The 23975-nt window shown below is 61.3% G+C and carries 27 protein-coding genes; 17 read left to right on the top strand and 10 right to left on the bottom strand.

The window, feature by feature from the left end; genetic code table 11:
• Positions 1 to 72: 72 nt before the first annotated feature.
• Entirely contained in the window at positions 73 to 624 is a 552-nt protein-coding gene (locus tag PH552_RS18160) for a GNAT family N-acetyltransferase (RefSeq protein ID WP_169644159.1), read from the top strand.
• Between the two features lie 36 nt (positions 625 to 660).
• On the opposite strand, the gene PH552_RS18165 is transcribed toward PH552_RS18160, so the two are convergent.
• Entirely contained in the window at positions 661 to 1224 is a 564-nt protein-coding gene (locus PH552_RS18165; RefSeq protein WP_183762295.1) for a methylated-DNA--[protein]-cysteine S-methyltransferase, read from the bottom strand.
• Between the two features lie 139 nt (positions 1225 to 1363).
• Positions 1364 to 1501 carry a hypothetical protein gene (locus PH552_RS18170; RefSeq protein ID WP_162737052.1) on the bottom strand — a complete coding sequence of 46 codons (138 nt, stop codon included), beginning with the start codon at positions 1499 to 1501 and terminating at the stop codon, positions 1364 to 1366.
• A gap of 229 nt (positions 1502 to 1730) precedes the next feature.
• Between PH552_RS18170 and PH552_RS18175 the strand changes: the two genes are divergently transcribed.
• A complete protein-coding gene (locus PH552_RS18175; protein WP_112343564.1) occupies positions 1731 to 2342 on the top strand; it encodes a 2'-5' RNA ligase family protein in 612 nt (203 codons plus the stop codon).
• Positions 2343 to 2351: 9 nt separating this feature from the next.
• On the opposite strand, the gene PH552_RS18180 is transcribed toward PH552_RS18175, so the two are convergent.
• Complete coding sequence (locus PH552_RS18180; protein ID WP_183762293.1) at positions 2352 to 4004, bottom strand: SulP family inorganic anion transporter; 1653 nt, start codon at positions 4002 to 4004, stop codon at positions 2352 to 2354.
• Positions 4005 to 4093: 89 nt separating this feature from the next.
• Positions 4094 to 5041 (bottom strand): LysR family transcriptional regulator, encoded by a 948-nt coding sequence (locus PH552_RS18185; RefSeq protein WP_245430414.1) that lies wholly within the window; start codon positions 5039 to 5041, stop codon positions 4094 to 4096.
• A 25-nt stretch (positions 5042 to 5066) separates the two neighbouring features.
• Here PH552_RS18185 and PH552_RS18190 point away from each other — a divergent pair, with 25 nt between their 5' ends.
• The 3 genes from PH552_RS18190 (at position 5067) to PH552_RS18200 (ending at position 8664) form a co-directional block, all read left to right on the top strand.
• Positions 5067 to 6041, top strand: coding sequence for a quinone oxidoreductase family protein (locus tag PH552_RS18190; protein WP_183762290.1), 975 nt, complete (start codon positions 5067 to 5069; stop codon positions 6039 to 6041).
• 259 nt (positions 6042 to 6300) lie between these two features.
• Entirely contained in the window at positions 6301 to 7482 is a 1182-nt protein-coding gene (locus tag PH552_RS18195) for an MFS transporter (RefSeq protein WP_112343827.1), read from the top strand.
• A gap of 120 nt (positions 7483 to 7602) precedes the next feature.
• Positions 7603 to 8664 (top strand): M14 family metallopeptidase, encoded by a 1062-nt coding sequence (locus PH552_RS18200; protein ID WP_183762287.1) that lies wholly within the window; start codon positions 7603 to 7605, stop codon positions 8662 to 8664.
• Between the two features lie 290 nt (positions 8665 to 8954).
• Here the strand turns inward: PH552_RS18200 and PH552_RS18205 are convergent, their stop codons facing one another.
• The gene (locus PH552_RS18205; protein ID WP_183762284.1) at positions 8955 to 9476 is read right to left on the bottom strand and encodes a MarR family winged helix-turn-helix transcriptional regulator; all 522 of its coding nucleotides are present in this window, start codon (positions 9474 to 9476) and stop codon (positions 8955 to 8957) included.
• A gap of 155 nt (positions 9477 to 9631) precedes the next feature.
• Between PH552_RS18205 and PH552_RS18210 the strand changes: the two genes are divergently transcribed.
• From PH552_RS18210 to PH552_RS18230, 5 genes are all read left to right on the top strand, one after another.
• On the top strand, positions 9632 to 9985 hold the full coding sequence (locus PH552_RS18210; RefSeq protein WP_183762280.1) for an ArsC family reductase: 354 nt from the start codon (positions 9632 to 9634) through the stop codon (positions 9983 to 9985).
• Positions 9986 to 10034: 49 nt separating this feature from the next.
• Positions 10035 to 10460: a putative toxin-antitoxin system toxin component, PIN family gene (locus tag PH552_RS18215; RefSeq protein WP_183762277.1), complete on the top strand. Its 426-nt coding sequence runs from the start codon at positions 10035 to 10037 to the stop codon at positions 10458 to 10460.
• Position 10461: 1 nt separating this feature from the next.
• The gene (locus tag PH552_RS18220; protein WP_112343558.1) at positions 10462 to 10689 is read left to right on the top strand and encodes a toxin-antitoxin system HicB family antitoxin; all 228 of its coding nucleotides are present in this window, start codon (positions 10462 to 10464) and stop codon (positions 10687 to 10689) included.
• Between the two features lie 26 nt (positions 10690 to 10715).
• Positions 10716 to 11189 carry a Cys-tRNA(Pro) deacylase gene (gene ybaK / locus PH552_RS18225; RefSeq protein WP_112343557.1) on the top strand — a complete coding sequence of 158 codons (474 nt, stop codon included), beginning with the start codon at positions 10716 to 10718 and terminating at the stop codon, positions 11187 to 11189.
• Positions 11190 to 11285: 96 nt separating this feature from the next.
• A complete protein-coding gene (locus PH552_RS18230) occupies positions 11286 to 12539 on the top strand; it encodes an aminopeptidase (protein ID WP_183762274.1) in 1254 nt (417 codons plus the stop codon).
• Positions 12540 to 12614: 75 nt separating this feature from the next.
• Here PH552_RS18230 and PH552_RS18235 read toward each other — a convergent pair whose 3' ends face one another.
• Entirely contained in the window at positions 12615 to 13205 is a 591-nt protein-coding gene (locus PH552_RS18235) for an NAD(P)H-dependent oxidoreductase (RefSeq protein ID WP_183762271.1), read from the bottom strand.
• Positions 13205 to 14818: an exodeoxyribonuclease VII large subunit gene (gene xseA, locus PH552_RS18240; protein ID WP_112343554.1), complete on the bottom strand. Its 1614-nt coding sequence runs from the start codon at positions 14816 to 14818 to the stop codon at positions 13205 to 13207. Before xseA ends, PH552_RS18235 begins: the two co-directional genes overlap by 1 nt.
• A 238-nt stretch (positions 14819 to 15056) precedes the next feature.
• Here xseA and PH552_RS18245 point away from each other — a divergent pair, with 238 nt between their 5' ends.
• Positions 15057 to 15284 carry a homogentisate export protein gene (locus PH552_RS18245; RefSeq protein ID WP_112343553.1) on the top strand — a complete coding sequence of 76 codons (228 nt, stop codon included), beginning with the start codon at positions 15057 to 15059 and terminating at the stop codon, positions 15282 to 15284.
• Between the two features lie 26 nt (positions 15285 to 15310).
• Here the strand turns inward: PH552_RS18245 and PH552_RS18250 are convergent, their stop codons facing one another.
• Entirely contained in the window at positions 15311 to 17149 is a 1839-nt protein-coding gene (locus tag PH552_RS18250) for a hypothetical protein (RefSeq protein ID WP_183762268.1), read from the bottom strand.
• Between the two features lie 242 nt (positions 17150 to 17391).
• On the opposite strand from PH552_RS18250, the gene PH552_RS18255 reads away from it, so the two are divergent.
• Together PH552_RS18255 and PH552_RS18260 are read left to right on the top strand one after the other, a co-directional pair.
• Entirely contained in the window at positions 17392 to 18405 is a 1014-nt protein-coding gene (locus tag PH552_RS18255; RefSeq protein WP_183762265.1) for a glycosyltransferase, read from the top strand.
• Positions 18402 to 18788 carry a GtrA family protein gene (locus PH552_RS18260; RefSeq protein ID WP_183762262.1) on the top strand — a complete coding sequence of 129 codons (387 nt, stop codon included), beginning with the start codon at positions 18402 to 18404 and terminating at the stop codon, positions 18786 to 18788. Before PH552_RS18255 ends, PH552_RS18260 begins: the two co-directional genes overlap by 4 nt.
• A 66-nt stretch (positions 18789 to 18854) precedes the next feature.
• Here the strand turns inward: PH552_RS18260 and PH552_RS18265 are convergent, their stop codons facing one another.
• The gene (locus PH552_RS18265; RefSeq protein WP_183762260.1) at positions 18855 to 19841 is read right to left on the bottom strand and encodes a Gfo/Idh/MocA family protein; all 987 of its coding nucleotides are present in this window, start codon (positions 19839 to 19841) and stop codon (positions 18855 to 18857) included.
• A gap of 317 nt (positions 19842 to 20158) precedes the next feature.
• On the opposite strand from PH552_RS18265, the gene PH552_RS18270 reads away from it, so the two are divergent.
• The 4 genes from PH552_RS18270 to PH552_RS18285 all read left to right on the top strand — a co-directional run bounded on the left by PH552_RS18270 (position 20159) and on the right by PH552_RS18285 (position 23236).
• Positions 20159 to 20728 carry an isochorismatase family protein gene (locus tag PH552_RS18270; protein ID WP_112343549.1) on the top strand — a complete coding sequence of 190 codons (570 nt, stop codon included), beginning with the start codon at positions 20159 to 20161 and terminating at the stop codon, positions 20726 to 20728.
• Positions 20725 to 21723 carry a GlxA family transcriptional regulator gene (locus PH552_RS18275; protein ID WP_113251308.1) on the top strand — a complete coding sequence of 333 codons (999 nt, stop codon included), beginning with the start codon at positions 20725 to 20727 and terminating at the stop codon, positions 21721 to 21723. Before PH552_RS18270 ends, PH552_RS18275 begins: the two co-directional genes overlap by 4 nt.
• A 104-nt stretch (positions 21724 to 21827) precedes the next feature.
• Positions 21828 to 22778, top strand: a complete 951-nt coding sequence (locus PH552_RS18280; protein ID WP_112343547.1) for an aldo/keto reductase — start codon at positions 21828 to 21830, stop codon at positions 22776 to 22778.
• 14 nt (positions 22779 to 22792) lie between these two features.
• Complete coding sequence (locus PH552_RS18285; RefSeq protein ID WP_112343546.1) at positions 22793 to 23236, top strand: GNAT family N-acetyltransferase; 444 nt, start codon at positions 22793 to 22795, stop codon at positions 23234 to 23236.
• Here the strand turns inward: PH552_RS18285 and PH552_RS18290 are convergent.
• Positions 23226 to 23843, bottom strand: coding sequence for a hypothetical protein (locus PH552_RS18290; RefSeq protein ID WP_113251306.1), 618 nt, complete (start codon positions 23841 to 23843; stop codon positions 23226 to 23228). The genes PH552_RS18285 and PH552_RS18290 overlap by 11 nt on opposite strands.
• Positions 23844 to 23975: the final 132 nt, after the last annotated feature.

The following is a 23975-nucleotide window of genomic DNA, read 5'->3' on the forward strand; positions in this document are numbered from 1 at the left end:
AAATAACCGACGCAAGGTCTGGCCGGACGCCTGCAGCAGATTTCCCGATGCCGAACCCAAAGAGTGACCTGAATGAAACCCACGCTCTCGCCGCCGCGACTGGAAACCGAACGGCTCATTCTCACGGGTCATACGCTCGATGATTTCGAACCGCTTGCCGGCATGTGGAGCGACCCTCTGGTCGTGAAGCATATTTTCGGCAATGTCGTATCCACCTCCAGGGAGTCATGGATGCGGATGCTGTCCTATCACGGCCTCTGGCCGCTGCTGGGACATGGCTACTGGGCAATCCGTGAGAAATCGTCAGGCCGATATGCAGGCGATCTCGGTTTTGCCGATTTTCATCGGGTGATGGAGCCGCCGATCAAGGGTATTCCCGAGGCCGGCTGGGCTTTGGCGGCATGGGCGCACGGCAAGGGCTTTGCCACGGAGGCGCTTGCCGCCGCCCTCGCCTGGCTCGACGAGCAGCCGCGGTTCGAGCGCAGCGTCTGTCTGATTTCGCCCGATAACAGGGCCTCGATCCGAGTCGCCGAAAAAGTCGGCTATGGCGATCCGATGCCAATGCGCCTCAATGACAAGCAGACGCTGTTGTTTTCCCGAGCCCGTCAGGGGCCGAAGGAATAAGGCGAGCAGCTTTAGCCGTACACCCGATCGTCCGGCTCAAAACGCCAGCGACTGCTGCACCGGCTTCGGCGGTGCCAGCTGGACGCCTTCCAACTCCAGCATGCGAGCCTTGGAGTTGGAGCCGCCCGGCGCGGAAAAGCCGCCGATCTTGCCGCCCGCAGCCAGAACGCGATGGCAGGGGATGATCAGCGCCACCGGGTTCTTGGCCATGGCTTGCCCGACATCGCGCGCGGCTTCCGGCCCTGCGCCAAGCTGCTTGGCCAAACTTCCATAGGTTGTCGTGTGACCCCAGCCGACCTGCCGGGCGGCGGCGTAGATCTGCGTGAAAAAAGCGTCCTGATCGCCGAGGTCGAGCGTGACATCGGAAAAGTCGATCTTCTCACCGGCAAAATAGCGCTTCACCTTGGCGACCACTCCCGCAATCTCCGGCGTCGGCGTGCCGGGCTGCGCATTCGACAGGCGCCGGCGCAGCAGGCGTTCGGTTGCCGCCGCATCCTTCGTCGGCAATTGAAAGCGCAGCACGCCGACATCATTCCAGGCGATGCCGCAAAAGCCGCCGGCGGTTTCGAAGATCAGGTAATTCTGCCTTGTCTCATTCATGACGAAAGCTCCTGTGTTTCCACTTGTCATGAAAATCGTCCTCGGAGGCGTCGAATTCAACCCGATTCTTGCGAAGATCGGCAATTGCCACTGTTTTAGCGACAGCGGGGTGGCTTCAAGGCGATTGCGAGCTGAAGGATCAATATCCACCGCCAGTCGGAGGCGCGTTCAGCGTCATGCCGCCGCCGGAATTATGATCGCCCGACGTGGAGCAAGCGGAAATGCCGAGCCCGATGACGGCGAGAAATAAGGCTGAAAAGATGGCTCTGGTAAACATGGACGGTCATTCCCTGTTGGAGAGAATGGAGAATAAGCCTCGCTTGGAATGAACAGATCAGGCCTGCATTTTATTCGATCCGCATTTTTAACGTGAGGATTGCAGAATTTTGGAATTGCGATTCCGCCATATGTTCTTGTTTTGTTCTTGAAATCGTAGCCATCGAGTCATATGCTTTCGAGATCGGAAAACAAAAGGAGGCAAAGCCAAGCCAGCTTTGAATGAAGCCATGCAACACATGGATCAGTTGTCATTTGATCTCGGCAAACCGCCAATTAATCGCAAGGGCAAAAGCCCGCCAAAGCGCCGGCAAGCTCTCTACTTTGCGGCATTGCCGGACCCGGAAATCGCTAAATTGACTGCTGAAATGACCGTCGACCAAAGTCGTCGAAACGGGTTGACGCGCATAGCGAGAAAGCATGATCTCTACCATGCTACCATCTATGCCATCGATATTGTCTCCCGCTCACAAGAGGAAGCCACCTTCGCTGCATTGGAGGCCGGGTCAACCATCTGCCTAAAATCGTTTCCCTTGATATTCGATCGGGCGGGCACATTCGGCAACGGCAACAATCGTCAATATGTACTCTGGTGCAGGGAAGGAAATGAGGGGCTAACGACACTTCGTCGGGAATTGGATGCTGCCATGCAAAGCATGGGCTTTGAAAGCCGCATATCCAGCTCGTTCCAACCCCATATGACGCTGTTCTATTGCGACCGCATTCTTCCCGAAGTGAGGTTAGACAAGCCCGTCGCCTGGACAGTGAAAACGTTCACGCTGGTCAACAGCTTCCAGGGCGCCGGCGAACACGGCCATGTCTGGCACTGGCCATTGTTCTAAATCTGGCGCTTACGGTTTTGGAACAGGTTCAACGGTTGCCGAAGACGCCATCACCGCAGCCACCGCATCATCGACACTGAAGCTGCAGCGGTGCTCGACGTCGGCAACACCGGCGGCCGTCATCAGATCGCGGACGCGGTCATGCACGCGGGCAAACTGGACACGCAGACCCCTGCGCTGCATGGCGCTGTCGAATTCCATGAGGGCGTCCATCGCCGTACTGTCGATATCGGAGCTTTCCTCCAGGCTGAGGATAACCGCCCGCAAACCGGTTTCACCGCCGGTGCCCGACAGGATCTCGCCGAAGATCGTATCGGCGTTGCCGAAAAACAGGGTCTCACCGGGGCGCCAGATGGCAATGCCCGGTATCTCCGAGGCATCGTCATGCCTGCCGATATCGACGAAGTCATGGCTGTCGTCCAGCCGGCCTAGGCGCGCGATATAAGGCGAGGCCAGGCGATGCATCATGGCGGCGAGCGAAAGGGCGATCGCCAGCAGCATGCCGTTGAGGACGCCGAAGGCCAGCACGCCGACGGCCGCGCCCAGCGCCACGTAGAAATCGCGATGCAGGCGGCGCAGGCGCAGGATCGGACTGGGGTCGAGCGCATGCGTCAGGGCCGCGATCACGACGGCGGCCAGCACCGGCTCAGGCAGAAGCGCAACGAGCGGCCCGGCACAGGCAATCAGGATCGCAAGACCGATCGCGGCAAAGACGGTGGTCGCCCGCGTCTTCGCCCCGGCCGCCTCGCTGGCAAAACCGGCGGAAAAGCCCGCACCAACCGGCATGCCCTGGACAACGGCGCTGGCGATGTTGGCGGCGCCGAGCGCACGAAGCTCACGGTTGACTTCCAGCGTCTCGCCGTAGCGCAGCGCCAAGGCTCGCATCGTGCCCCAGGATTCGGCAAAGAGGATGAGGACGAGCGGCACGGTGAACTGCACCAGACGCGAATAGGCGGCCCAGCCAGCATCCGGCAGCGACGGCCATTGCGGCAGGATCTCGATAGGGCCGACCAGCTTGACGCCGTAGCCCTCAAGGCCAAAGAGGTGGGAGGCGAGGATACCGGCGGCGAGCACGAGGAAGGCGCCGGGAACGCCCGGCAGCCGTTTCAGCAGCAGCAATGCCGCCAGCGCAACAACGCCGACGGCAAGGCTGAGTGGATTCCATTGCAGGATCGCGCCGAAGAGTGCTGCGGCATAGGTGAGAATGTTCGAACCTTGCACGGGCACGCCGACCATGATCGGCAGCTGATGCAGGATGATGGTGATCGCCAGCCCGAGCGCGAAGCCGCGCAGGACCGGCCGCGAGATGAAACCGGTGATGCCGCCGAGGCGCAAGGTGCCGGCAACGGCGAACAGAATGCCGGCAAGCGCCACGGCAACCGTGGCAAGGCCCGCCTTGATCGTGGCATCGCCCGGCACCACCGCCAAGGTGGCGGCAAGAATGGCAGCCGACGAGGATGTGGGGGAGACGATGGCAAAGCGGCTGCGGCCGAATATGGCATAGACCAGGCATCCGGCAATGCCGGCCAGAATGGCCCGATGCGGCGGCAAGCCGGCAATGCCCGCATAAGCAACCGCTTCAGGCAGCATCAGGCCTGCAACCGATATGCCCGCGACGAGATCCACCCTGCCCATCACGAACCAACTGCCCAGCTTCGTCATCGATCACCGACCGTAGGTATGACCCACCTATCTAATGGATAGAGATTCGCCGCCGGCCTGCAATAGGAAAATGCAGTCTAAACCTGGCCTTAGCCGGCTGTCTCCGCACCGCCACGTAACGGGCAGCTTCGGCCGATGATGTCGCTGACGAAATCCATTACTGCGCGAATGGCCGGCGAACGGCGCAGATCAGGATAGGTCACGAGCCAGAGGTCCCGCGTCGGTGAGGGAACCGCGACCGGCAGGCGCGTCAGCCCCGCTTCGCTATCACCCAGAAAGGCTGGAAGCGCCACGACGCCGAGGCCGGCGCGGGCCGCCTCGAGCTGGCCGAAGACATCGGTGGCGCGAAACACGATCGGGCGGCCATCCAGCAGACTTCGAAGCCAGGTCTGCTGCGTCAGATGCTCCATCGCCGCATCGTAACCGATGAAAACCCACTCCTCCTCGGGTCTTTGTGCGACGGCCGGGATGGCGTAGAGGCCGAAGCGCATGACTCCGATACGGCGGACCAGGAGATCGCTCTCCTCCGGCCGCGTCATGCGCACGGCGATATCAGCCTCTCCGTAGTTGAGCGCGGCGCGGCGGGTGACGCCGGCAATCGTCAAGGTGATGTCCGGATGCTCTTCACGAAAGAGGGCCGATTTCGGCGCGAGAAGATGGGCGGCGATGGACGGCGGCGCGCTGACCTTGACCGCAGCGGAGAGCCCGGCAACGGCGCTCTTCGAATAGCGCCTGATCGCTTCGACATTCTCCTCCATTCCCGTCACCAGTTCGGCAATGGCGCGGCCATCGGCCGTCAGCGGCGAGGTGCGCGGCCGCCGATCGATCAGGCGCAGATCGAGCGAACGCTCCAACGCGGCAATACGGCGACCAACCGTTGCATGATCCACCCCAAGCTCCCGCGCCGCAGCGGAAAGCGAACCGGTTCGTGCCAGGGCGGCGAAATGAAGAAGGTCCTGCCAGTCGATCATCGGTGCATTATTGCACAGATGCGGTGAGTTCATACCGAATTTATTCAGGCCGATGTTTGTGGTCAAAGATCTCCCGAAAGGAGACTTCCGCATGCCCCTAGCGATTGCCATTACCGGCCCCGGCGGCCCCGAAGCCATGAAAGCCGTCGATCTCCCCGTCACCGAACCAGGCCCCGGCCAGGCTCGGATCCGCCAAAGCATCTCAGGCGTGAATTTCGTCGATATCTATGTCCGGTCCGGGCTCTATCCGCTGCCGCCCGGCCAGAGCGTGCTCGGTTTCGAGGGCGCGGGCGTCGTCGAGGCGCTAGGCCCCGGCGTCAGCGACCTGAAGGTGGGCGACCACATCGCTTATATTGGCCATCCGCTCGGCAGCTATGCCGAGGTGCGCACGCTTTCGGCAACGCGGCTGGTGAAATTGCCCGATGGCGTCAGCGAGCGGGTTGCCGGCAGCACGATGCTGCGCGGCCTGACGGCGCAAATGGTGCTGCAGAAGGCCTATCCCGTGAAAGCCGGCGAATGGGTGCTGGTCCACGCCGGAGCGGGCGGTCTCGGCCAGCTCGTCACGCGCCTTGCCAAGCGACTTGGCGCGAATGTCATCGCAACGGTCGGCTCCGAAGCCAAGGCCGGCTTCGCCTACGAAGCAGGCGCCGATGTGGTTCTCCTGCACACATCAGAGGATTGGGTTGAGGAAACTCGCCGCATCGCCGATCGCCGCGGCGTGCATCTCGCCGTCGACGGCATCGGCGGCACCATGCTGTCGCAGACGCTTGCCGCCGTCCGTCCTTTCGGAATGGTCGCAAGCCTCGGCCAGGCGGCCGGCCCCATTCCGCCGATCCAGATAGAGGAGCTGACGGCGCCCAGAGCCATTGGCCTATCTCGCCCGAGCGTATTGACCTATGCCAACGATCCCGAGCTCTACCGCCAGGGCACAACCGCGCTGATGGCGGCGCTGCAGGACGGGCTCATCAACCCGATCGGCGCCGAATACGAGCTGAAGGATGCGGCAAGAGCCCATGCCGATCTCGAGGCGGGGCGAACGACGGCGAGTGTCGTCTTGACGATGTGAAGCCTTTCAAGCGGGGCCTGCAAACCGGCCCCGCTTACGCAATGCTTGGCTTCGGCTCGCACGCACAATCAATTCATCCCGTCAATCGCTTTTGCTGCAAGGCAGCAATTCGTTGACCGCGGCTGCTTTTGCCTGATACCGGTGATCCGTGGCGATGCATGGCCCTCCGGCCGCCACCGTCATGGCTATCCGATACCAAACCCGTTCCTTCGTGGCAAACAGCATGGACATCGTCATCGATGTCCGCAGGCGATATCCCGTGAACACTGCCTCCGAGACCATCCGGTCCACCTCCACCCTATCCCTCCTCTCGATCGTCGCGCTGACATTCTTCGGCTATGCCGCCATCGGTCTTCCGCTTGCGGTTCTGCCCACCTATGTCGACAGCGGCCTCGGTTTCGGCGTCGTCTGGGCCGGCATCGCCGTCAGTACGCAATATGTCGCGACCATCGTCAGCCGGGCGCAGGTCGGACGGCTCTGCGATCAATATGGACCGCGCCGCTCGGTCTTTCTCGGGTTCCTCGCTTATGGGCTTTCCGGCGCACTGACGATCGCCTCTACGTTTACTGTCCATGTTCCGACGGCGAGCCTTGCCCTTCTGCTGGCCGGCCGGCTGGCGCTCGGCATCGGCGAAAGCTGGGTGAGCACCGCGGCGATCACCTGGGCGATCGGCCTGATGGGATCGCGCGAAACAGTCCGCATCATCTCCTGGAACGGCATCGCCACCTATGGCGGCATTGCACTCGCAGCTCCGTTCGGCGCCTGGCTACAGGGGCAATACGGCTTCTTCGCCATCGGTGCCGTCACCATCATCCTTGCGGTTGCCGGGTTCTTGCTGGCGCAGACCCGCCCACCCGTTCCTGGCGTGAAGGAAAAGGGCATCGGCACCGGCCAAGTCTTGAGCCGTGTGGCGCCATACGGCGTCGCGCTTGCGCTCGCCTCCAGCGGCTTTGGCGTCGTCATGGCCTTCGTCGCGCTGTTTTTCCATAGCCGCAACTGGGACGGCGCCTCGTTCGCCCTTAGTGCTTTCGGCATCGCCTTCATGGGCGTGCGCCTGGGCCTTGCGCAGGCAGTCGCCCGCTTCGGCGGTCTGCCGCTGGTGCGCATCTCGCTTGTCATCGAGATCATCGGCTTGGCGGCGCTTGCCCTTGCGCCCTCCCCAACCGTTGCCATCATCGGCGCGGCTCTCGCCGGCGCCGGCTTCGCGCCCGTCTTTCCAGCGCTCGGCAACGAGGCCATGGAACGTATCCCACCACAGAACCGCGGCGTCGCGCTCGGGCTCTATTCGATCTTCCTCGACGTGTCGCTTGGGAGCACCGGCCCGATCGCCGGCCTGTTCGCCGATCATCTCGGCTATGCCGCCCCCTTCTCCTTCGGGGTCGGCGCGGTCCTGCTCAGCCTGATCCTGAGTTCCTGCCTGCGCAGAAATCGCAATCTCTGACGCCATTTTCGCCGCTCGTCCCAATGCTTATTCCCGTGCGTAACGACAAATGGTTGCGGCTTGCGGTCGAGGCTTGGTATGCGTCTCTCATTATAATGATAATGCGCAGGAGGACCGCCCATGAACGTTACCGAAATTGTCATCGAAGGCGACACTCCAGGAATTGCCTGGCGCCTGCCGGTTCTGCATTTTGCCGGCAGCAAGACCGATGCGCCGAAAACCTACATTCAGGCGGCATTGCATGCCGGGGAGCTGCCCGGCACGGCGCTGGTTCATTTCCTCTGTGAGCGGCTTCGGAAAGCGGAAGCCGAAGGCGCCATTCTAAGCGATATCATCGTCGTGCCGCATGCCAATCCGATCGGCGCGGCCCAATCGCATTTCGGCGAGATGCAGGGCCGCTTCGACCTGGGCTCGCGCACCAATTTCAACCGCGACTTCCCGCTGATTTCGCTGCGCGACCGCGATCTCCTCATCGAGAATCTGGAACGCTATCCCGCTGTCGACCGGCTGAAGCGCCAGCTGATCCACATGGCGCTGGGTGCCGATCTGGTGATCGATCTGCATTGCGACGATGAATCCCTGCAATATGCCTATATTGACGAGGCCTTCTGGCCGGAGGCGGCAGACCTTGCAACCGCCTTGAAAACGGATGCCGTGCTGCTGTCGGATGGCGAAAGCTCGGCCTTCGAAGAGGCGGTCAGTTTCGCGTGGAAATATGAAGTACCCGGTGAAAAGAAGGTGAAACTGCCGGGCAAGCTTTCGGTGACGGTCGAGTTGCGCGGCACCCGCGATGTCTATCCCGAGATGGCAAAGGAAGATGCCGCAGGGCTCTGGCGCTTCCTGGCCGCGCGCGGCGCAGTGCAGGACGAAAGCGTGACGCTCGCCGGGTTCGATGGCCCGGCCGTGCCGCTCGACAATGTCGAGATGATCCGTGCACCACAAGCCGGCACCGTGCTTTTCCATCGCAATATCGGCGAGCGGGTCGAAGAGGGTGACCTGCTGGCGACCATCATCACCAAGCCCGGCATGCCGGACGGGACTATCGATGTCCGCGCGCCACAGGCAGGCCTGATCGTGACCCGTGTTTCGGACCGGCTGGTGCGTCGGCGCGGCGATCTGATGAAGATCGGCTCGGACAGACCAAGCTCCGTCACCCGCAAGCCGGGAACACTCGAGGATTGATTTCCTTTAGCGACGATCGATCACTTTGCAGCGCACGGTGAAGGCGATCGCCGCTGATTCCCGCAGAAGTGCACCCAAATAGCGAATGTGACACCGCGCGCCAGCAAGGAACGCACGTACCATATTCGTTAGCCGGGCAAACATTGAACGATTTTCCATCACGATCATGCCTCCGATCGAGTTGATGCAGGCAATGTTCAGATCACCGAAGGCAGCAACTATCTTCCTTCGAAATATATGTATGCAGTCTGCATATATATGATGAAAATGTCAATGCCCCGATCCCAGGCCTATGTCATGAAGGCAATCGGGCAACGATCCTGGTCGCAAACGCCTTGATCACAAACGCGGCAGACCACATCCTGGTCATCGCCGAGATCGACCAAGGCCGGAAGCAGCTTTTCGACCAAGCGGCCGAACTCGGCCGTCTCCTCCGGACTGAGAACGCCAAAAGCCCGATGAATGACGGCCCGGCGGGCGGAGAGGCATCTATCAAAGAGCAGGTGGCCTTTTTCTGTCAGTTCCAGCGCGCGGGCTCGCTTGTCTCCCTCGACGCCGCCGCCCCGCAGTACGAGGCCGGACGCCACCAGCTGATCGACCAGGCGCACCGTGGCGGAATGGGAGAGCGCGATCATCCGCCGCAGGCTCTCGATCGTCAGACCCGGCTCGGTGCCGATTTGAACGATTGCGGCCGTCGCGCTTGGGCCAAGGCCGGTTTCATCGGCAAAAGCCTTCTCCATCTTGTCCACCAGAGCAAGGCTCGTGGCGCCAAAGAGGTTTTCCAGCCGCAATATTTCCCTGTCCGTCGCCATGCTTCCAACCCGCACCATAAATATGCATGCTGCATATTTATGCGATTATCGCTGGCAACTGCAACGGGCGAGAGAACCGCTTCCCCATCCGAGCGGCTTTCATCCGCCTTTATCCGCATGCTATGCGCTATCAGACAGCAAAAGACGGATTCGCCATGACGATCACCATTTACGGCATCAAGAACTGCGACACGATGAAGAAGGCCCGGACTTGGCTCGAAAGCCATGGCATTGCCTATGATTTCCACGACTACAAGGCCGCCGGCATCGACAGGGATCATCTGGAGCGCTGGACGAAGGAAGCCGGTTGGGAAGTCGTCCTCAACCGCGCCGGCACGACATTCAAGGCCCTGCCGGAAGCAGATCGCACCGATCTTTCGAAGGACAAGGCCATTCAGTTGATGATGGCGCAGCCCTCGATGATCAAGCGTCCAGTGCTGGAGGTTGACGGCAAATTGCTCATCGGCTTCAAGCCGGATGTTTATGCGGCCGCATTCGGCAAGGCATAATCAGCCGCCACATCCTTGAATTTGATAGCGTATATGCTATCAAATTCCCATGAAGGTTGTCATTGACACTAACATTTTCGTTTCTGCGATCATGAACGCTGATGGCGCGCCGCGACAGGTCATCCGCCTCTGTCTTGAAGAACGCCTGGTTCCGCTGATCAGCAACGCTTTGTTTGTCGAATACGAAGATGTTTGCGGAAGAGATGTTCTTTTCGATGATCGGTTCATCTCAAAAGAAGAGCGCATCACGCTGCTCGATGCGTTCCTTTCAAGCTGCGTGTGGACTCCCATATATTACTTATGGCGTCCAAACTTGCGCGACGAAGGAGACAATCATTTGGTTGAACTCGCGGTTGGTGGCGGCGCTTCAGCGCTGATAACAGCAAACAAGAAAGATTTCGCTCAAGCGGAATTGCTATTTCCGCAGTTGGAAATTCATACAGCAGGTGAATTCCTTATTCGAAGGAAGCTTTGACATGAGCACGCTGACAATTCGCCTTCCAAACGATCAGCACGAACGGCTGAAGGCTCTTGCGGCATCTCGCGGCACGAGTCTCAACAAGCTTTTCGAAGAACTGACCACAAAAGCACTTACAGAGTTCGATGCCGAGACACGGTTTCGGCTCAGGGCAGCCAAAGGTGACAAAGCTCGCGGTTTAGACATTCTCGAAAAGCTCGATCGTGCTCATTCCCAACGCACTTAAAACCGGACGCCGGGAAATATTGCCTCATGTCGAAAACCACCCGCGCCACGCAAGTGCTGGCCCAGGCGAAAGTCGCCTTCACCGTGCATGCCTATGACTACGATCCGAATGCGGAGCGTGTCGGCCTGCAGGCGGCGGAGGCGCTGGGCGAGGAGCCACATCGCGTGCTGAAGACGCTGATGGCGGAGGTGGACGGCAAGCCTGTCTGCGCCGTCGTGCCCTCGGATCACGAAGTCAGCATGAAGAAGCTCGCCGCGGCCTTCGGCGGCAAGTCGGCGGCCATGATGAAGCCCGCCGATGCCGAGCGTCTGACGGGCTATCATGTCGGCGGCATCAGCCCCTTCGGCCAGAAGAAGCTTGTGCCGACGGCCATAGAGGCGCAGGCTATGACCGAAGCCTACGTCTATATCAACGGCGGCCAGCGCGGGCTGCAGGTGCGTCTCAGTCCGCAGGATGCATTGGCTGCTCTGAAGGCCAAAGCTGCGCCGCTGATCGCCTGACGATCTCCCAAGGTCGGACAAAGCGCCTTCAATTTTGCCGCAAACCGGTCTAAGTCTTCAGACCATTCTTTCGATATCAGCCAAGCAGGTTCTGCCATGACATCAGCCTCCCCCCACCAATATCCCGTCGATCACGCCAAGCTGGAAAAGCTTGCGGAAGTAGCCGTAAGGGTCGGGTTGCAGCTGCAGGCAGGTCAGGAGCTGCTGATGACGGCGCCGGTGGCGGCGATGCCGCTGGTGCGGCTGATCACGCGTGAGGCCTACAAGGCCGGCGCTGGTCTCGTCTCCACCTTCTATTCGGACGAAGAGACGACGCTTGCCCGTTACGAATACGGCCAGGATGCAAGCTTCGACCGCGCAGCGACATGGCTTTACGAGGGCATGGCCAAGGCTTTCTCCAACAATACGGCCCGCCTCGCCATCGCCGGCGACAATCCGATGCTGCTTTCCAACCAGGACCCGAACAAGGTGGCACGCGCAAACCGCGCCAATTCGGCCGCCTACAAGCCGGCGCTGGAAAAGATCTCGAATTTCGACACCAACTGGAACATCGTCTCCTATCCGAACGTCTCCTGGGCGAAGCTGGTCTTCCCGAATGATCCGGAAGCGATCGCAGTCGCCAAGCTCGCCAAGGCGATCTTCTCGGCCTCGCGTGTCGACGTCGAAGATCCGATCGCGGCATGGGCGGAGCACAATGCCAATCTGCACAAGCGTTCGGCATGGATGAACGGCCAGCGCTTTTCCGCCCTGCATTTCCAGGGACCGGGCACGGATCTGACCGTCGGCCTGGCGGATGGCCATGAATGGCACGGCGGCGCTTCCACCGCCAAGAACGGCATCACCTGCAACCCGAATATCCCGACGGAAGAGGTCTTCACCACGCCGCATGCGCTGCGCGTCGAAGGCCATGTTTCCTCCACCAAGCCGCTGTCGCATCAGGGCACGCTCATCGACAATATCCAGGTGCGCTTCGAAGGCGGCCGGATCATCGAAGCCAAGGCGACGCGTGGCGAGGAAGTGCTGAACAAGGTGCTCGACACCGACGAAGGCGCCCGCCGGCTCGGCGAAGTGGCGCTGGTGCCGCATTCCTCGCCGATTTCAGCGAGCGGCATCCTGTTCTACAACACGCTCTTCGACGAAAATGCCTCCTGCCACATCGCGCTCGGCCAGTGCTATTCCAAGTGCTTCATCGACGGCGCCAAGCTCAGCCCTGAACAGATCAAGGCACAGGGCGGCAATTCCAGCCTTATCCATATCGATTGGATGATCGGCTCCGACAAGGTCGATATTGATGGCATCAATGCGGATGGCTCGCGCGTGCCCGTCATGCGCAAGGGCGAGTGGGCCTGACGAGGTCCCGACACTCTGAATGCAATCGTGCCGCGGTATCCCTGCCGCGGCATCTTTTTTGGCTGGAAACGTGGATCAGATCGCGGCCAGCGCCTTCCTGATACGGGCGAGATGCGTCTTGCGTGCGGCTTCGCTCACGCGGTCCATGTCGTGCAGGGCCAGTATACGGAAATTCAGCCGCTTGGCACAGAAGGCGGCAATGCCCCGCTTCAATAGGCGCCGCACCGGATTGCCCATGTAGAGATGCACGATCCACCAAGGCGAGCCGGTCGTCGTCAGCGCCCAGAACAGGCGGATATTGGTGAGCTTCGGCACGATGCGCCCGCCGGCGGGATCATGGGTGAAGGCAACGCCGGGCGCAAAGGCGCGATCGAAGAAGCCCTTGAGGATCGCCGGAAAATTGAACCACCATTGTGGAAATACGAGGATCAGCCCCTCGGCCGCTCTCAGCCGCGCGACGATGGCATCGACGCCGGTGGTATCATAGGGCTGGTCGAAATAACCGCGCCGCTCGGCTTCGGACAGACGCGGATCGAAGCCCTCGCGATAGAGATCGAGCAGATCGACCTCGTGCCCGCCGGCAGCAAGCGTCTCCTGCGCAGCCTTCGCCACGGCGGCGGCGAAGCTGTCCTCCAGCGGATGGGCCAGCACCAGCAGGATGCGCATCAGAAGAGGCTTCCCTGTTTCGGCGGAACAGCGGGCTCGGTCGGCTTGGGCGCCCGCTTCTTCGCAGGCGGAGCGCCTGATGCTGATGAAGATAGCGGCGGGGAGGCATCATCGCCGGTAACCGCCGCGATGCGACCATCCGCGAATTCGATCGAGATGGCTGCACCCGTCGAAAGGGCCGCCGCCAGCGAGACCGGACGGTCATCTTCGTCACGCACGACGGCATAGCCGCGCTTCAGGACATTCTTGTAGGAGAGCGACTGCAGGATCCGCTCCTGCGCCGTAAGCTCGCTGCGCGCTCGGGTCAGCTGATGGCGGATAGCGGTATCGGCGTGGCGAACGAGATTGCCGAGGCGGTCGCGAGCCCTGCCCGTCTGCGCTTCGAGACGCGATGGCAACGTGGCGAAGACGGCATCGGCCCGTTCGATACGGGCACGCGAACGGTCGAGCATGCGCTCGATGGTCCGCTCCGCGCGGGTCATTCGTTCGCTCAATTGCTGGCGGCGCTCAGCGATCCGGTTCGACAGGATATCGGGGCGGAGGTGCGAGGCCGTGCGCTCGAAAGAGCGGCGCTTGTTCAGCGTGTTCAACTCCAATCCGCGGCCAAGGCCGGCGGCGGCCTCATCGAAGCGCCGGCGCGGCAGGGCCAGGATCTGGTCGAGCGATGGCAGGGCGCGCAACAGCGCGCGGACGGCCTGCCGTCGCTGGTCCATCTGTCTCGTCATTCCGCCCTGCAGCCGGGCGGCAAGGCTGGCAAGCTGCGCGTCCAGCTCGGCTTTGACCGGAACGGCCATTTCGGCAGCCCCCGTCGGCGTCGGAGCGCGCACGTCGGCGGCGTAGTCGATCAGCGTCCAATCGGTCTCGTGGCCGACGGCGGAGATCAGCGGGATATCGCTGGCGGCGGCGGCGCGCACCACAGCCTCGTCGTTGAAGCTCCAGAGATCCTCGAGACTGCCGCCCCCGCGCGCAACGATCAGCACGTCAGGACGCGGGATCGGGCCACCGGGCGCAAACTCGTTGAAGCCGCGAATGGCGTTCGCCACCTCGTCGCCCGAGCCATCCCCCTGCACCTTCACCGGCCAGACCAGCACATGCACGGGGAAGCGATCGGAGATGCGATGCAGAATATCGCGAATGACCGCGCCCGTCGGCGAGGTGACGACGCCGATCACCTTGGGCAGGAAGGGCAACCTGCGCTTGCGCGCGGGATCGAAGAGGCCTTCGGCGCCCAGCTTGCGCTTGCGCTCTTCCAAAAGCGCCATCAGTGCGCCCGCACCGGCCGGCTCCAATGTCTCGATGACGATCTGGTATTTCGACGAGCCCGGGAAGGTCGTCACCTTGCCGGTCGCAATGACTTCCATCCCCTCCTCGGGGCGGAATTTGAGCTTGGAAAATGTGCCTTTCCAGATCACGGCATCGATGCGCGCCCGGTCATCCTTCAGGGAGAAATAGGCGTGCCCAGAGGAATGCGGGCCGCGATAGCCGGAGATTTCTCCACGCACGCGCACCTGGTCGAACGCATTCTCGACCGTGCGTTTGATCGATCCGGATAGTTCCGAGACGGAGTATTCCGTCAGGTTCGAAGGCGAATCATTCTCAAAAAAGCTGCTCATGTCCTCCTTCTACCCGATGTCGCGGTAAATGCGGAGCCTGCTGCGTACTGCTTAAGTCTGAATCGATCGAAAGACAGGATTGTGCGCATACTTGAGGTGTTGCCGCCGCCTTTGCGTGTCCCATAAAGGTCGCGGAGCCTATCGCTTCATCAAGCGTTAACCTTACTGGCAAAGGCTTTCTTAGCCATCCATGCGTAAACCTGTGCAAACTGGTTCTTGGTAAAGAGGATATGGAGCGATGATATTCGCGACCGCCACGATCATCGGAATAGCCGCCGGCCTGCAGCGCTCGACGATCGGCGCGCTGCTCGGCGTGGCACTGGTGAGCATCGCCTTCATGGTCGCCGTCGCCACATCGATCGTTCCGCCGCCGCTGACGACGCTGTTCATCGCACTCGGCGGCTACAATCTCGGCTTCATCGGCTATCTCGTCACCATCGACATGGTGGAACATCGCCGCGCCTGAAGCGCGTGGCTATTTCTCAATTTCACTCAGCTCTGCGGCTTGACGCGAAAGAACTTAACGTCGGAATTGGCTGGTGCCGGAATGGGTTCCAGATAGGTCGGCACATCACCTGCGCTTAGCTGGGCATAGAGGCCCTTGGGAGCACGCTCACTCACAAGCTCCACCTGCGGATCACCCTTGCAGAAGGCAACGATCGTTACCTTTGCGTTGCGCAGAAGCGCTTCCGCCTGCTGTGGCTCCGCCAGTCCGATATGTAGTTCGGTCAGCATTCCGTCGGGATCGCGATGATAGGGGCCGGAGAGGGTGCGATGAGGCGTGAAGCGCAGAAGCGGCGCGCCCATATTGGAGGCGGCGGCAATCACACCGGGCTCGAGATGGGCAATCGGCGCCAGCGCTTCCTTCGAGGCGCAGTTGGCGGTCTCCTCCGCTTTGGTGGGTTGAGTGACGGTAAAACCATGGACGCCCCCCTTGCCTGCCAAGGCGCCGCCAACGGCCCAGACCGCCGGAACCGAAGCCAACACCGCCATCACATAAAGCAGCGCCGAACGCAGGCTTCTTGTGTCGGCCATGTAGTTTTGTCGCAATTCTGCAAGCAGAAGGACGAGCGGCGGAATGGCGAGCAGATTGGCGAATTCGGCTCCCCGCACCTGTACCAGCGTAATCACCCAGTTGATGGCGACCAGAGCCATCAGCACCACGTGCAGAGCCGATCGGTCGCCTCGCAAGATGCGGAATGCACACACGAGTATCGCCAGGAAGCCCGTCGCATAGAAGACGCCGAGCGTATCCGGCTCAATGCGGGCCATCGAAAAGATCGATTGCGCTTCGGTCACCCTGCTGAGCCAGAGATCCACCAGCATCGGGTCCAGATCGGCAAGCGGATTGCGCAGGCATTGCGGCGCCAGCGCGATGGCGGTGGCAAACACGAACGCGCCGTTGGCGAGCAAAACCGCGATGCGCCATGGCCGGGGCAGACGGCTGGCAAAGAGCGCCGACAGGAGGAGCCCCACGCAGCCGGCACTGGTGATGGCATAGAAGCCAAGCGAGAGATTGTCGCAGGTAATCGTCGAATAGAGGCGCGGCGACACCAGCGAGAAAAAGGCGGCGCTGACGGCAATCGTCAGCGTCAAAGCAAAGGCCTTGGCAGCAGGAGCGAAGTCTTCGCCCTTCCAAGCCCACAGGCAGGCGACCGACATGCAGGCGACTGCGACGAAGGGTGTGGTTTCCGCACCGATGCCGAGCTGGATCGCAAGAGCGATGGCGGCGATGGCGAAGTTGCGTGGCCGATAGCTCTCATCGGTGAGCATGGCGACCGTGAGGGCGACAAGGCCGAGCTGGACATTGTCGTGATCGATGGAGCCCGGCACGAAGCGCGGCGAGATGAGCACGGACAGCGAGGTCAGGATCAGCGAGAAATGCATGCCTTCCACGCCGGCGATGCGGCGGCCTGCAAGGCCCATGAAGAACATCAGCGGCAGGATCAGCACAAGCGGCCAGACGGTCAGCGCCGCCGCTTCGGCTCCTTCCGGAGAGAAGAACATCCGGAAGAAGAGGATCAGGCTTGCAATCGGCAGGTCGATGAAGCGCGACCAGTGCATCAGTGTCCCGCCTTCGAGGCCGAGACGATATTGCATCATGTCGAACCAGCCCTGACCGGCGAGGAAATCCCGCACTTCGACAAGGCGCATCGCATCGTCGTTGTCGGGACCGACGTAGTCCGTGAGGTGACGATGAACGACGAGCTGCGCGATGATGACGACGACGGCATAGATGAGCGCAACCAGGGCAGGATGGGACCAGTGCCGTGGCACCGCCTTCCCTGCCGCTCCGGCTGCTTCGGGCGGCATTGCCAAGCTCTGCGCCATCTCGATGAACCCCATGCTGGAATTATAGTCGAGGCGATACGCTAGCGGCTGCACATCAAAAAACAGTAAAGCGCCGGTGAGCCGCCGAATTCATCACGATAATGTTTTTCGCAGAGCTGGGATGCCGCCATTTTTATTACGCAACCATAGGGTCTTATTAACAGCCAGCGGGATAAGCTCTCGTCCGGATCGTCCATCAGGCCTCAACTTGACTTTACGCGTAGGAACAACCGGCCAAGACCATGTGGAATGAGAAGCTGAGCATCGCTGTTCTTCTGCCCTGCTATAACGAGGCCGCGACGATCGGCGACGTCGTGCGCGGTTTCCGCAAGGCGCTGCCGCAGGCGACGGTCTACGTCTACGACAACAATTCGACCGATGGCACCGCATTGCATGCGATGCTCGCAGGCGCGACCGTCGTGCGCGAGCGCCGCCAGGGCAAGGGACATGTGGTGCGGCGCATGTTCGCCGATATCGAGGCCGACATCTATGTCATGGCCGATGGCGACGGCACCTATGCGCCCGAGGACGCCGAAGAGCTGATCCGCACGCTGCTGACGGAAGGCTCCGATATGGTCGTCGGTACCCGTCGCAACGTTCAGAGCGATGCCGGGCGTCAAGGCCATGCCTTCGGCAACCGCATCTTCAACTGGCTCTATCGCAGCATTTTCGGTGCCGACTTCACCGATATTTTCTCCGGCTACCGCGCCTTCTCGCGCCGCTTTATCAAGAGTTTCCCGGCCGTGTCGGGCGGTTTCGAGATCGAGACCGAAATGTCTGTCCATGCCTCGCGGCTGAAGCTGCCCGTCAGCGAACTGGAGCTCGACTACGGCCGGCGGCCGGAAGGCTCGCATTCGAAGCTTTCCACCTTCCGCGACGGCTGGAAAATCCTCTGGATGTTCGCGATGCTGATGAAGGAAACGCGGCCATTCGCCTTCTTCGGCATCCTGAGCGCCGTTGCCATGGAGCTCAGCATCGGCTTCTCCATACCGGTCTTCATCGAGTATTTCGATACCGGACAGGTATTGCGCGTGCCGACCTGGATACTCTCCATGGTACTGACAATGATCGCCTTCATGCTGTTCACGGCCGGTCTGATCCTCGATTCGGTCGCCCGCGCCCGCGCCGAGCAGCTGCGCATCCACTATATGAGCCTCGCCAAGCCCGCCGCGCGTGAAAACGGCGACGACCGGACGGTCTATATGGCGGAGCTTGAAAAACCGGCAAGCCGGAAGAAAAGGGCCAAGGCTGCATGAAGAAGCTCTTTCGCTTCCTGATCGCCGGCAGCGTCGGCTTCATCGTCGACGCCGGCGTGCTGCATCTGCTGCTGTGGTTCACGCCCTTCGGCCCCTTCGTCGGCCGTGCCATTTCGATCCCGAGTGCGCTGCTTGCCACCTGGTTTATCAACCGCAACTTCACCTTCGGCCGGTCCGACCGGTCGCTGGCAGCCGAAGGCTTCCGCTATGGTTCGGTCGGCCTGACCTCGGCACTCTTGAACTATGCCCTGTTCAGCTCGTTGCTGATGGCAGAGCCGGCGCTGCGGCCGATCATCGCCCTGACGCTGGCATCGGCGGCGGCAACGGCGTTCAGCTTCTTCGGCTATTCACGCTTCGTCTTCCGCCACCGGCAAAATTCCTGAAGCAATTCCAGGAAAAGTGCGCAGCGGTTTTCCGTGCGGAATTGCGTCAGAAAATGAGGACCGCCCTCAGATCGGCTCCCAGCCATCCTTCTCGCTGGCGCGGTAGATGGCGTCGATGACCTTCTGGTTGAGCTTCGAACTTTCCAGTGACACGACCTCTGCGCCTTGACCAAGCGCAGCAGAAGCGAAGGCCTCCGCCTCGCGCCTGTACTGGCGGCTGTCTGGGAAACGGAAAATCTGCGATTCCGAATGGCCGCGATTGGTCAGCTCCAGCTCTTCCGCGCCGTAACGATCGGCATTGAAGGGTGATTTCACCTCGATGAAGCCCTCGGTCCCGTGGAAGACCATGACCTGCCGGTTGGCCATCTGCGTCGAGATATAGAAGGTCAGTTCGAAATCGCCGAAGTCTGCCTTGACGCTGGAGTAGATGTCAGTGCCGAATTCAGGGTCGCGCTCCGTCACCGCCTGGATGCGCAGCGGTTCGCGGCCGGTGACGAAACGGGTGCTGATCGTCGGATAGACGCCGATATCCGGCAGGCCACCGCCGCCAAGCGCGGGGATATTGCGCATGTTGCCGGCATCGCGGTTGAAATAGGTGAAGGCGCCCTGGATGTGACGCAGCCGGCCGATGGCGCCGTCCGCCAGCAGCGAGCGAACCTTCCGCCAGACCGGCGCATAGGTGACCATATAGGCTTCCGTCACCAGAACCTTGTTGCGATCACGCGCGGCGATCAGGCTGTCGATCTCATCCGCCTTGAGGGCGATCGGCTTTTCGCACAGCACATGCTTGCCGGCATCGGCAGCCTTGACCGTCCATTCGACATGTTGCGAAGTCGGCAGGGGAATATAGACGGCATCGATCGTGTCGGAGGCGAGCATCTCTTCATAGGAACCGAAAGCATGCGGCACGGAGAAGCGGTCTGCCATCTGCCGGGCGCGGGCGAGATCACGGCTGGCGATGGCCGTCACAACGCAGTTTTCCGCGTCCTGAATGGCGGGGACGACCAGATCGCGGCCGATTTTGGCCGTCGATAGAATTCCGAAACGCAGCATGATCTCTCTCCTGAAGCATTGTCCCGAAGCAGACGGCCGCATGGCGATGATCGCAACACGGCCTTTCCGGCGGGATCCTTTGTGAACACGGTGGGGTAAAGCGGAACGGGGCATTCCGCTCTGGACGAAATCGACGCCAATCTTATTCGGCCCTTGCCAAAGGCGCAACGCCCGAGGCGGCCCGCAGGCACGAACCCAAGGGCATAAGGACCATCAGGCTGTGTCCGTATTTGTCCCTTTTCTGTCTGCCAGATGGCTTTCGAAGCTTTCAAGCGACGCCTAATCTCGGCTATCCTTCAAGCACAGGAGATACGAAAATGTCCCATGCGGATACCGCACTGCTCGTCATCGATGTCCAGGAATCCTTTCGCCAGCGTCCCTACTGGAGAACGGACGACCTGCCGGTCTTTACCGACCGCCTGCAGGCGCTGATCAATGGCGCCAAGGCGAAAGGCATTCCCATCGTCCAGATTTTCCATGTCGAGGATAACGACGCGCATTTCAGCCTGAACAGCGGCTATGTGCGCAAGCTCGATGAGATCTCGCTCGAGGCCGATGCCGTCTTCCACAAACGCCGCCATTCGGCACTCGTCGGCTCCGGCCTCGATGTCTGGCTGGTGGCAAACGGCATCCGCAAGGTGATCGTCTCGGGTATCCGTACCGAGCAGTGCTGCGAGACGACGACCCGGCACGCCTCCGATCTCGGCTATGAGGTCGACTATGTCACCGAGGCGACGCTGACCTTTCCGATGACGCATGCCTCGGGCACGGTCTTCAGCGCCGACGATATCAAGAAGCGCAGCGAGCTGGTGCTATCGGGCCGTTTCGCCCGTATCGCAACGGTCGAAGAGGCGCTCGCCGATGCAACGATCCGGAATGCCGCATGACCCAAAGCGACCGGCACCTCCATCGGCGGATCATTCCCGTCTACGTCCTCCTGCCGCCCTATACGCTGCTGATGGACGTAGCCGGACCGGTGGAGGTGCTGCGCCGTGCCAATATCGAACAGGACGACGTCCTGTTCGACTATCAATTCATCGCTGCCCAGCCATCGCAGACGACTTCGGTCGGGCTGACGCTTGCCGATCTCAAACCATTGCCGGATCACATTCCCGATGGCGCCTATGTCATCCTGTCCGGCAGCGTCACGCCGCCCGACGATGCCGAGGATATAGAGCCGGAACTCGCCACGCTCGCGACCTGGCTGAACGGGGCGATCCGTCCGGGCATCACCCTCGTCACCATCTGCTCCGGAGCCGTGCTCGCCGCCCGCGCCGGGCTGATGGACGGCTATGCCTGCACCACACATGCCGCCTGTCTCGACGAAGTCAGGGAATTTGCTCCGACGGCCAGGGTTCTCGACAACCGGCTCTACGTCGAAGACCGCGATCGCTATTCGAGCGCCGGCATCACCACAGGCACCGACCTGATGCTGCACCTCGCCTCCAAGCTGACTTCACCGATGACCGCTCTGACCATTGCCCGGCACATGGTCGTCTATATGCGCAGGACCGGCGCCGAGCCGCAGCTTTCGCCCTGGCTCAGCGGCCGCAACCATGTTCACCCTGCCATCCATCGCGTTCAGGATGCGATCATGGCCGATCCGGCCCATGGCTGGTCGCTTGCCGAGCTTACCGGCATCGGCGCAATGAGTGCACGACATATTTCGCGGCTGTTCCAGGAGCATGCCGGCCTGTCGGTGACGGCCTATGTCAATCTGATGCGCGTGACGCTGGCGCGCGACGTGCTTGCCAATTCGCGGCTGGATATGGAGCGCGTGGCGGAAAAATCCGGCTTCGCCTCGCCGCGGCATATGCGGCGCGTCTGGTCGAAATACAACGCGCTGCCGCCCAGCCACTATCGGCGCTCAACGGCGGAATAAAGAAATTGTGTGTGGTCTTCGCCGCGAAAGGCCGATAGCCTGCCTTGTCCCTTCCTCCGGCGTCCGCTCGCCGGTCTATCTTTCAAATGACCTGGAGAAATAGCATGGACACGCGCAAGCTTGGACGAACCGATCTGTTTGTCGCCCCAATCGTTTTCGGCGGCAACGTGTTCGGCTGGACGGCCGATGAGAAAACCTCCTATGCACTGCTCGACGCCTTCTTCGACGCCGGCTTCAACACGATCGACACGGCCGACGTCTATTCCCGCTGGGTTCCGGGCAATAAGGGCGGCGATTCCGAAGAGATTATCGGCAAGTGGCTGAAGCAGGGCCGCGTTTCGCGCGACAAGGCCATCATCATCACCAAGGTCGGATCGGAGATGGGGCCAGGCAAGAAGGGCCTCAAGGCCGGCTATATCATCGAGGCGGCCGAGGCTTCGCTGAAGCGGCTGCAGACCGATCACATCGACCTTTATCTCTCGCACTGGCCGGACCCCGAGACGCCGCATGAGGAGTCGCTCGCCGCCTATGCCAAGCTGAAGGAACAGGGCAAGATCCGCCATGTCGGCTGCTCGAACCTTGATGCAACGCAGCTCCAGGCTTCGCTCAGTGCTGCTGCAAAGGCCGGCCTGCCGCGCTACGACGTGCTGCAGCCCGAATATAATCTCTACGCTCGTGACAGTTTCGAAGGACCGCTGGCGGATCTCTGCCTCAAGGAAGAGATCGGCGTCATCACCTATTTCAGCCTTGCGGCCGGCTTCCTGACCGGCAAGTACCGCACCAAGGCGGATACGGAGGGACGGGCACGCGAGAATCGGGTTGCCGCCTATCTCGACGACAAGGGCCTGCGGATTCTCGCAGCGCTCGACAAGATCGCGGCTGAAACCGGCGCCAAGCCCGCCGAGATCGCGCTTGCCTGGCTCTTGCGCAAACGCGGCGTCACCGCTCCGATCGCCAGCGCCACTAGCCTCAGCCAGCTTGACGCGCTCATCAATTCGGCGAAGCTCTCGCTTTCCGATGATGCCATGCGCCTGCTCGACGAAGCCGGCAAGTAAACGGAGGCTGGCCGATGACCGTGACGATCCGAGACGCCAGACCCGACGACGAAGCGCGCTGGCGTGCGCTGTGGGACGGCTATCTGGCCTTCTACGGCGTCAGCGTCGCGCCAGACATCACCGATGCGACGTGGCGCCGGGTCTTCGATCCGGCGTCGGCGATCTTCATGCGCGTGGCCGAGGTCGATGGCGAAGTGAAGGGCTTTACCCTCAGCCTCACGCATGAGGGCACATGGGTGCGCGCGCCCGACTGCTATCTGGAAGACCTGTTCGTCGATGAAAGTGCCAGAGGCCACGGCGTCGGCCGGGCGCTGCTCGACGATCTCGTCGCGCTCTGCAAGAAAAACGGCTGGGCGCGGCTCTATTGGCACACGGAAGAAGGCAATACGACCGCCCGCAAGCTTTACGACAGCTATGTCGAGAGCGACGGGCATATTCGCTACCGCATCAGCTTCTAAGCTTCGGAAAGCCTTCGTAATGGGCGGAATGGTCGCCCTCCCAGTTGGCCATGCCCGGTTTGGTCAGCATGCCGCGCGGGCTGACAAAGCTCTGAATGGTCCGCTTGGGCCGCTCGTGCCACTGGATGTTGAAGGCCCAGAGCTTCGGGAAGAAGCAGAGCGATGCATAGGGTAGATGGTCGTGGATCCACCAGGCGAGCCTCTGCCAATCGCCCTCATGACTGTGATGATCGATCAGCCAAGGCACGACGATGCAGACGGCCGCGCCCATGCAGCCGTCGAGATCGCGCATATCCCAGATGTGATGCGCGGCGGTATGGGGATTGGTCGAGCAGTTCAACCCATTCCTGTTGCCGAAGGCATTGACCTCGGGTGAGCGATAGCCGGAACGGATATGTAGCCGGCCAAAGGTCGCCTCCAGCGGCTCCAGCAATTCCTCGCAGAGCCGGCGACCGGCCTCGATCGCGAGATCCGGATCCTCGGGAATGTTGGGAATACGATAGAAATCTGATATTTCCGAATGCAGGAAATCGCGAAAGAAGAAGTTCTTCGACAGCCTGACGCGGCCGAGATCCTCAAGCCCCTTCATCGATCCCGGTTTTCTCATCGCTGCTTTTCCCTTCTCAAATCATCATTCACTCGAGACGAGTTATGGCATTGCCGCCACCCGATTTCTGTCAGCAGTCGCTTCGTTCCCTTGCTTTGCGCGATTCCGGACGAAAAACCGCTGCGCACTTTT

Source organism: Rhizobium aureum (assembly GCF_030182495.1).
Taxonomy (GTDB): Bacteria; Pseudomonadota; Alphaproteobacteria; order Rhizobiales; family Rhizobiaceae; genus Rhizobium; species Rhizobium tropici_C.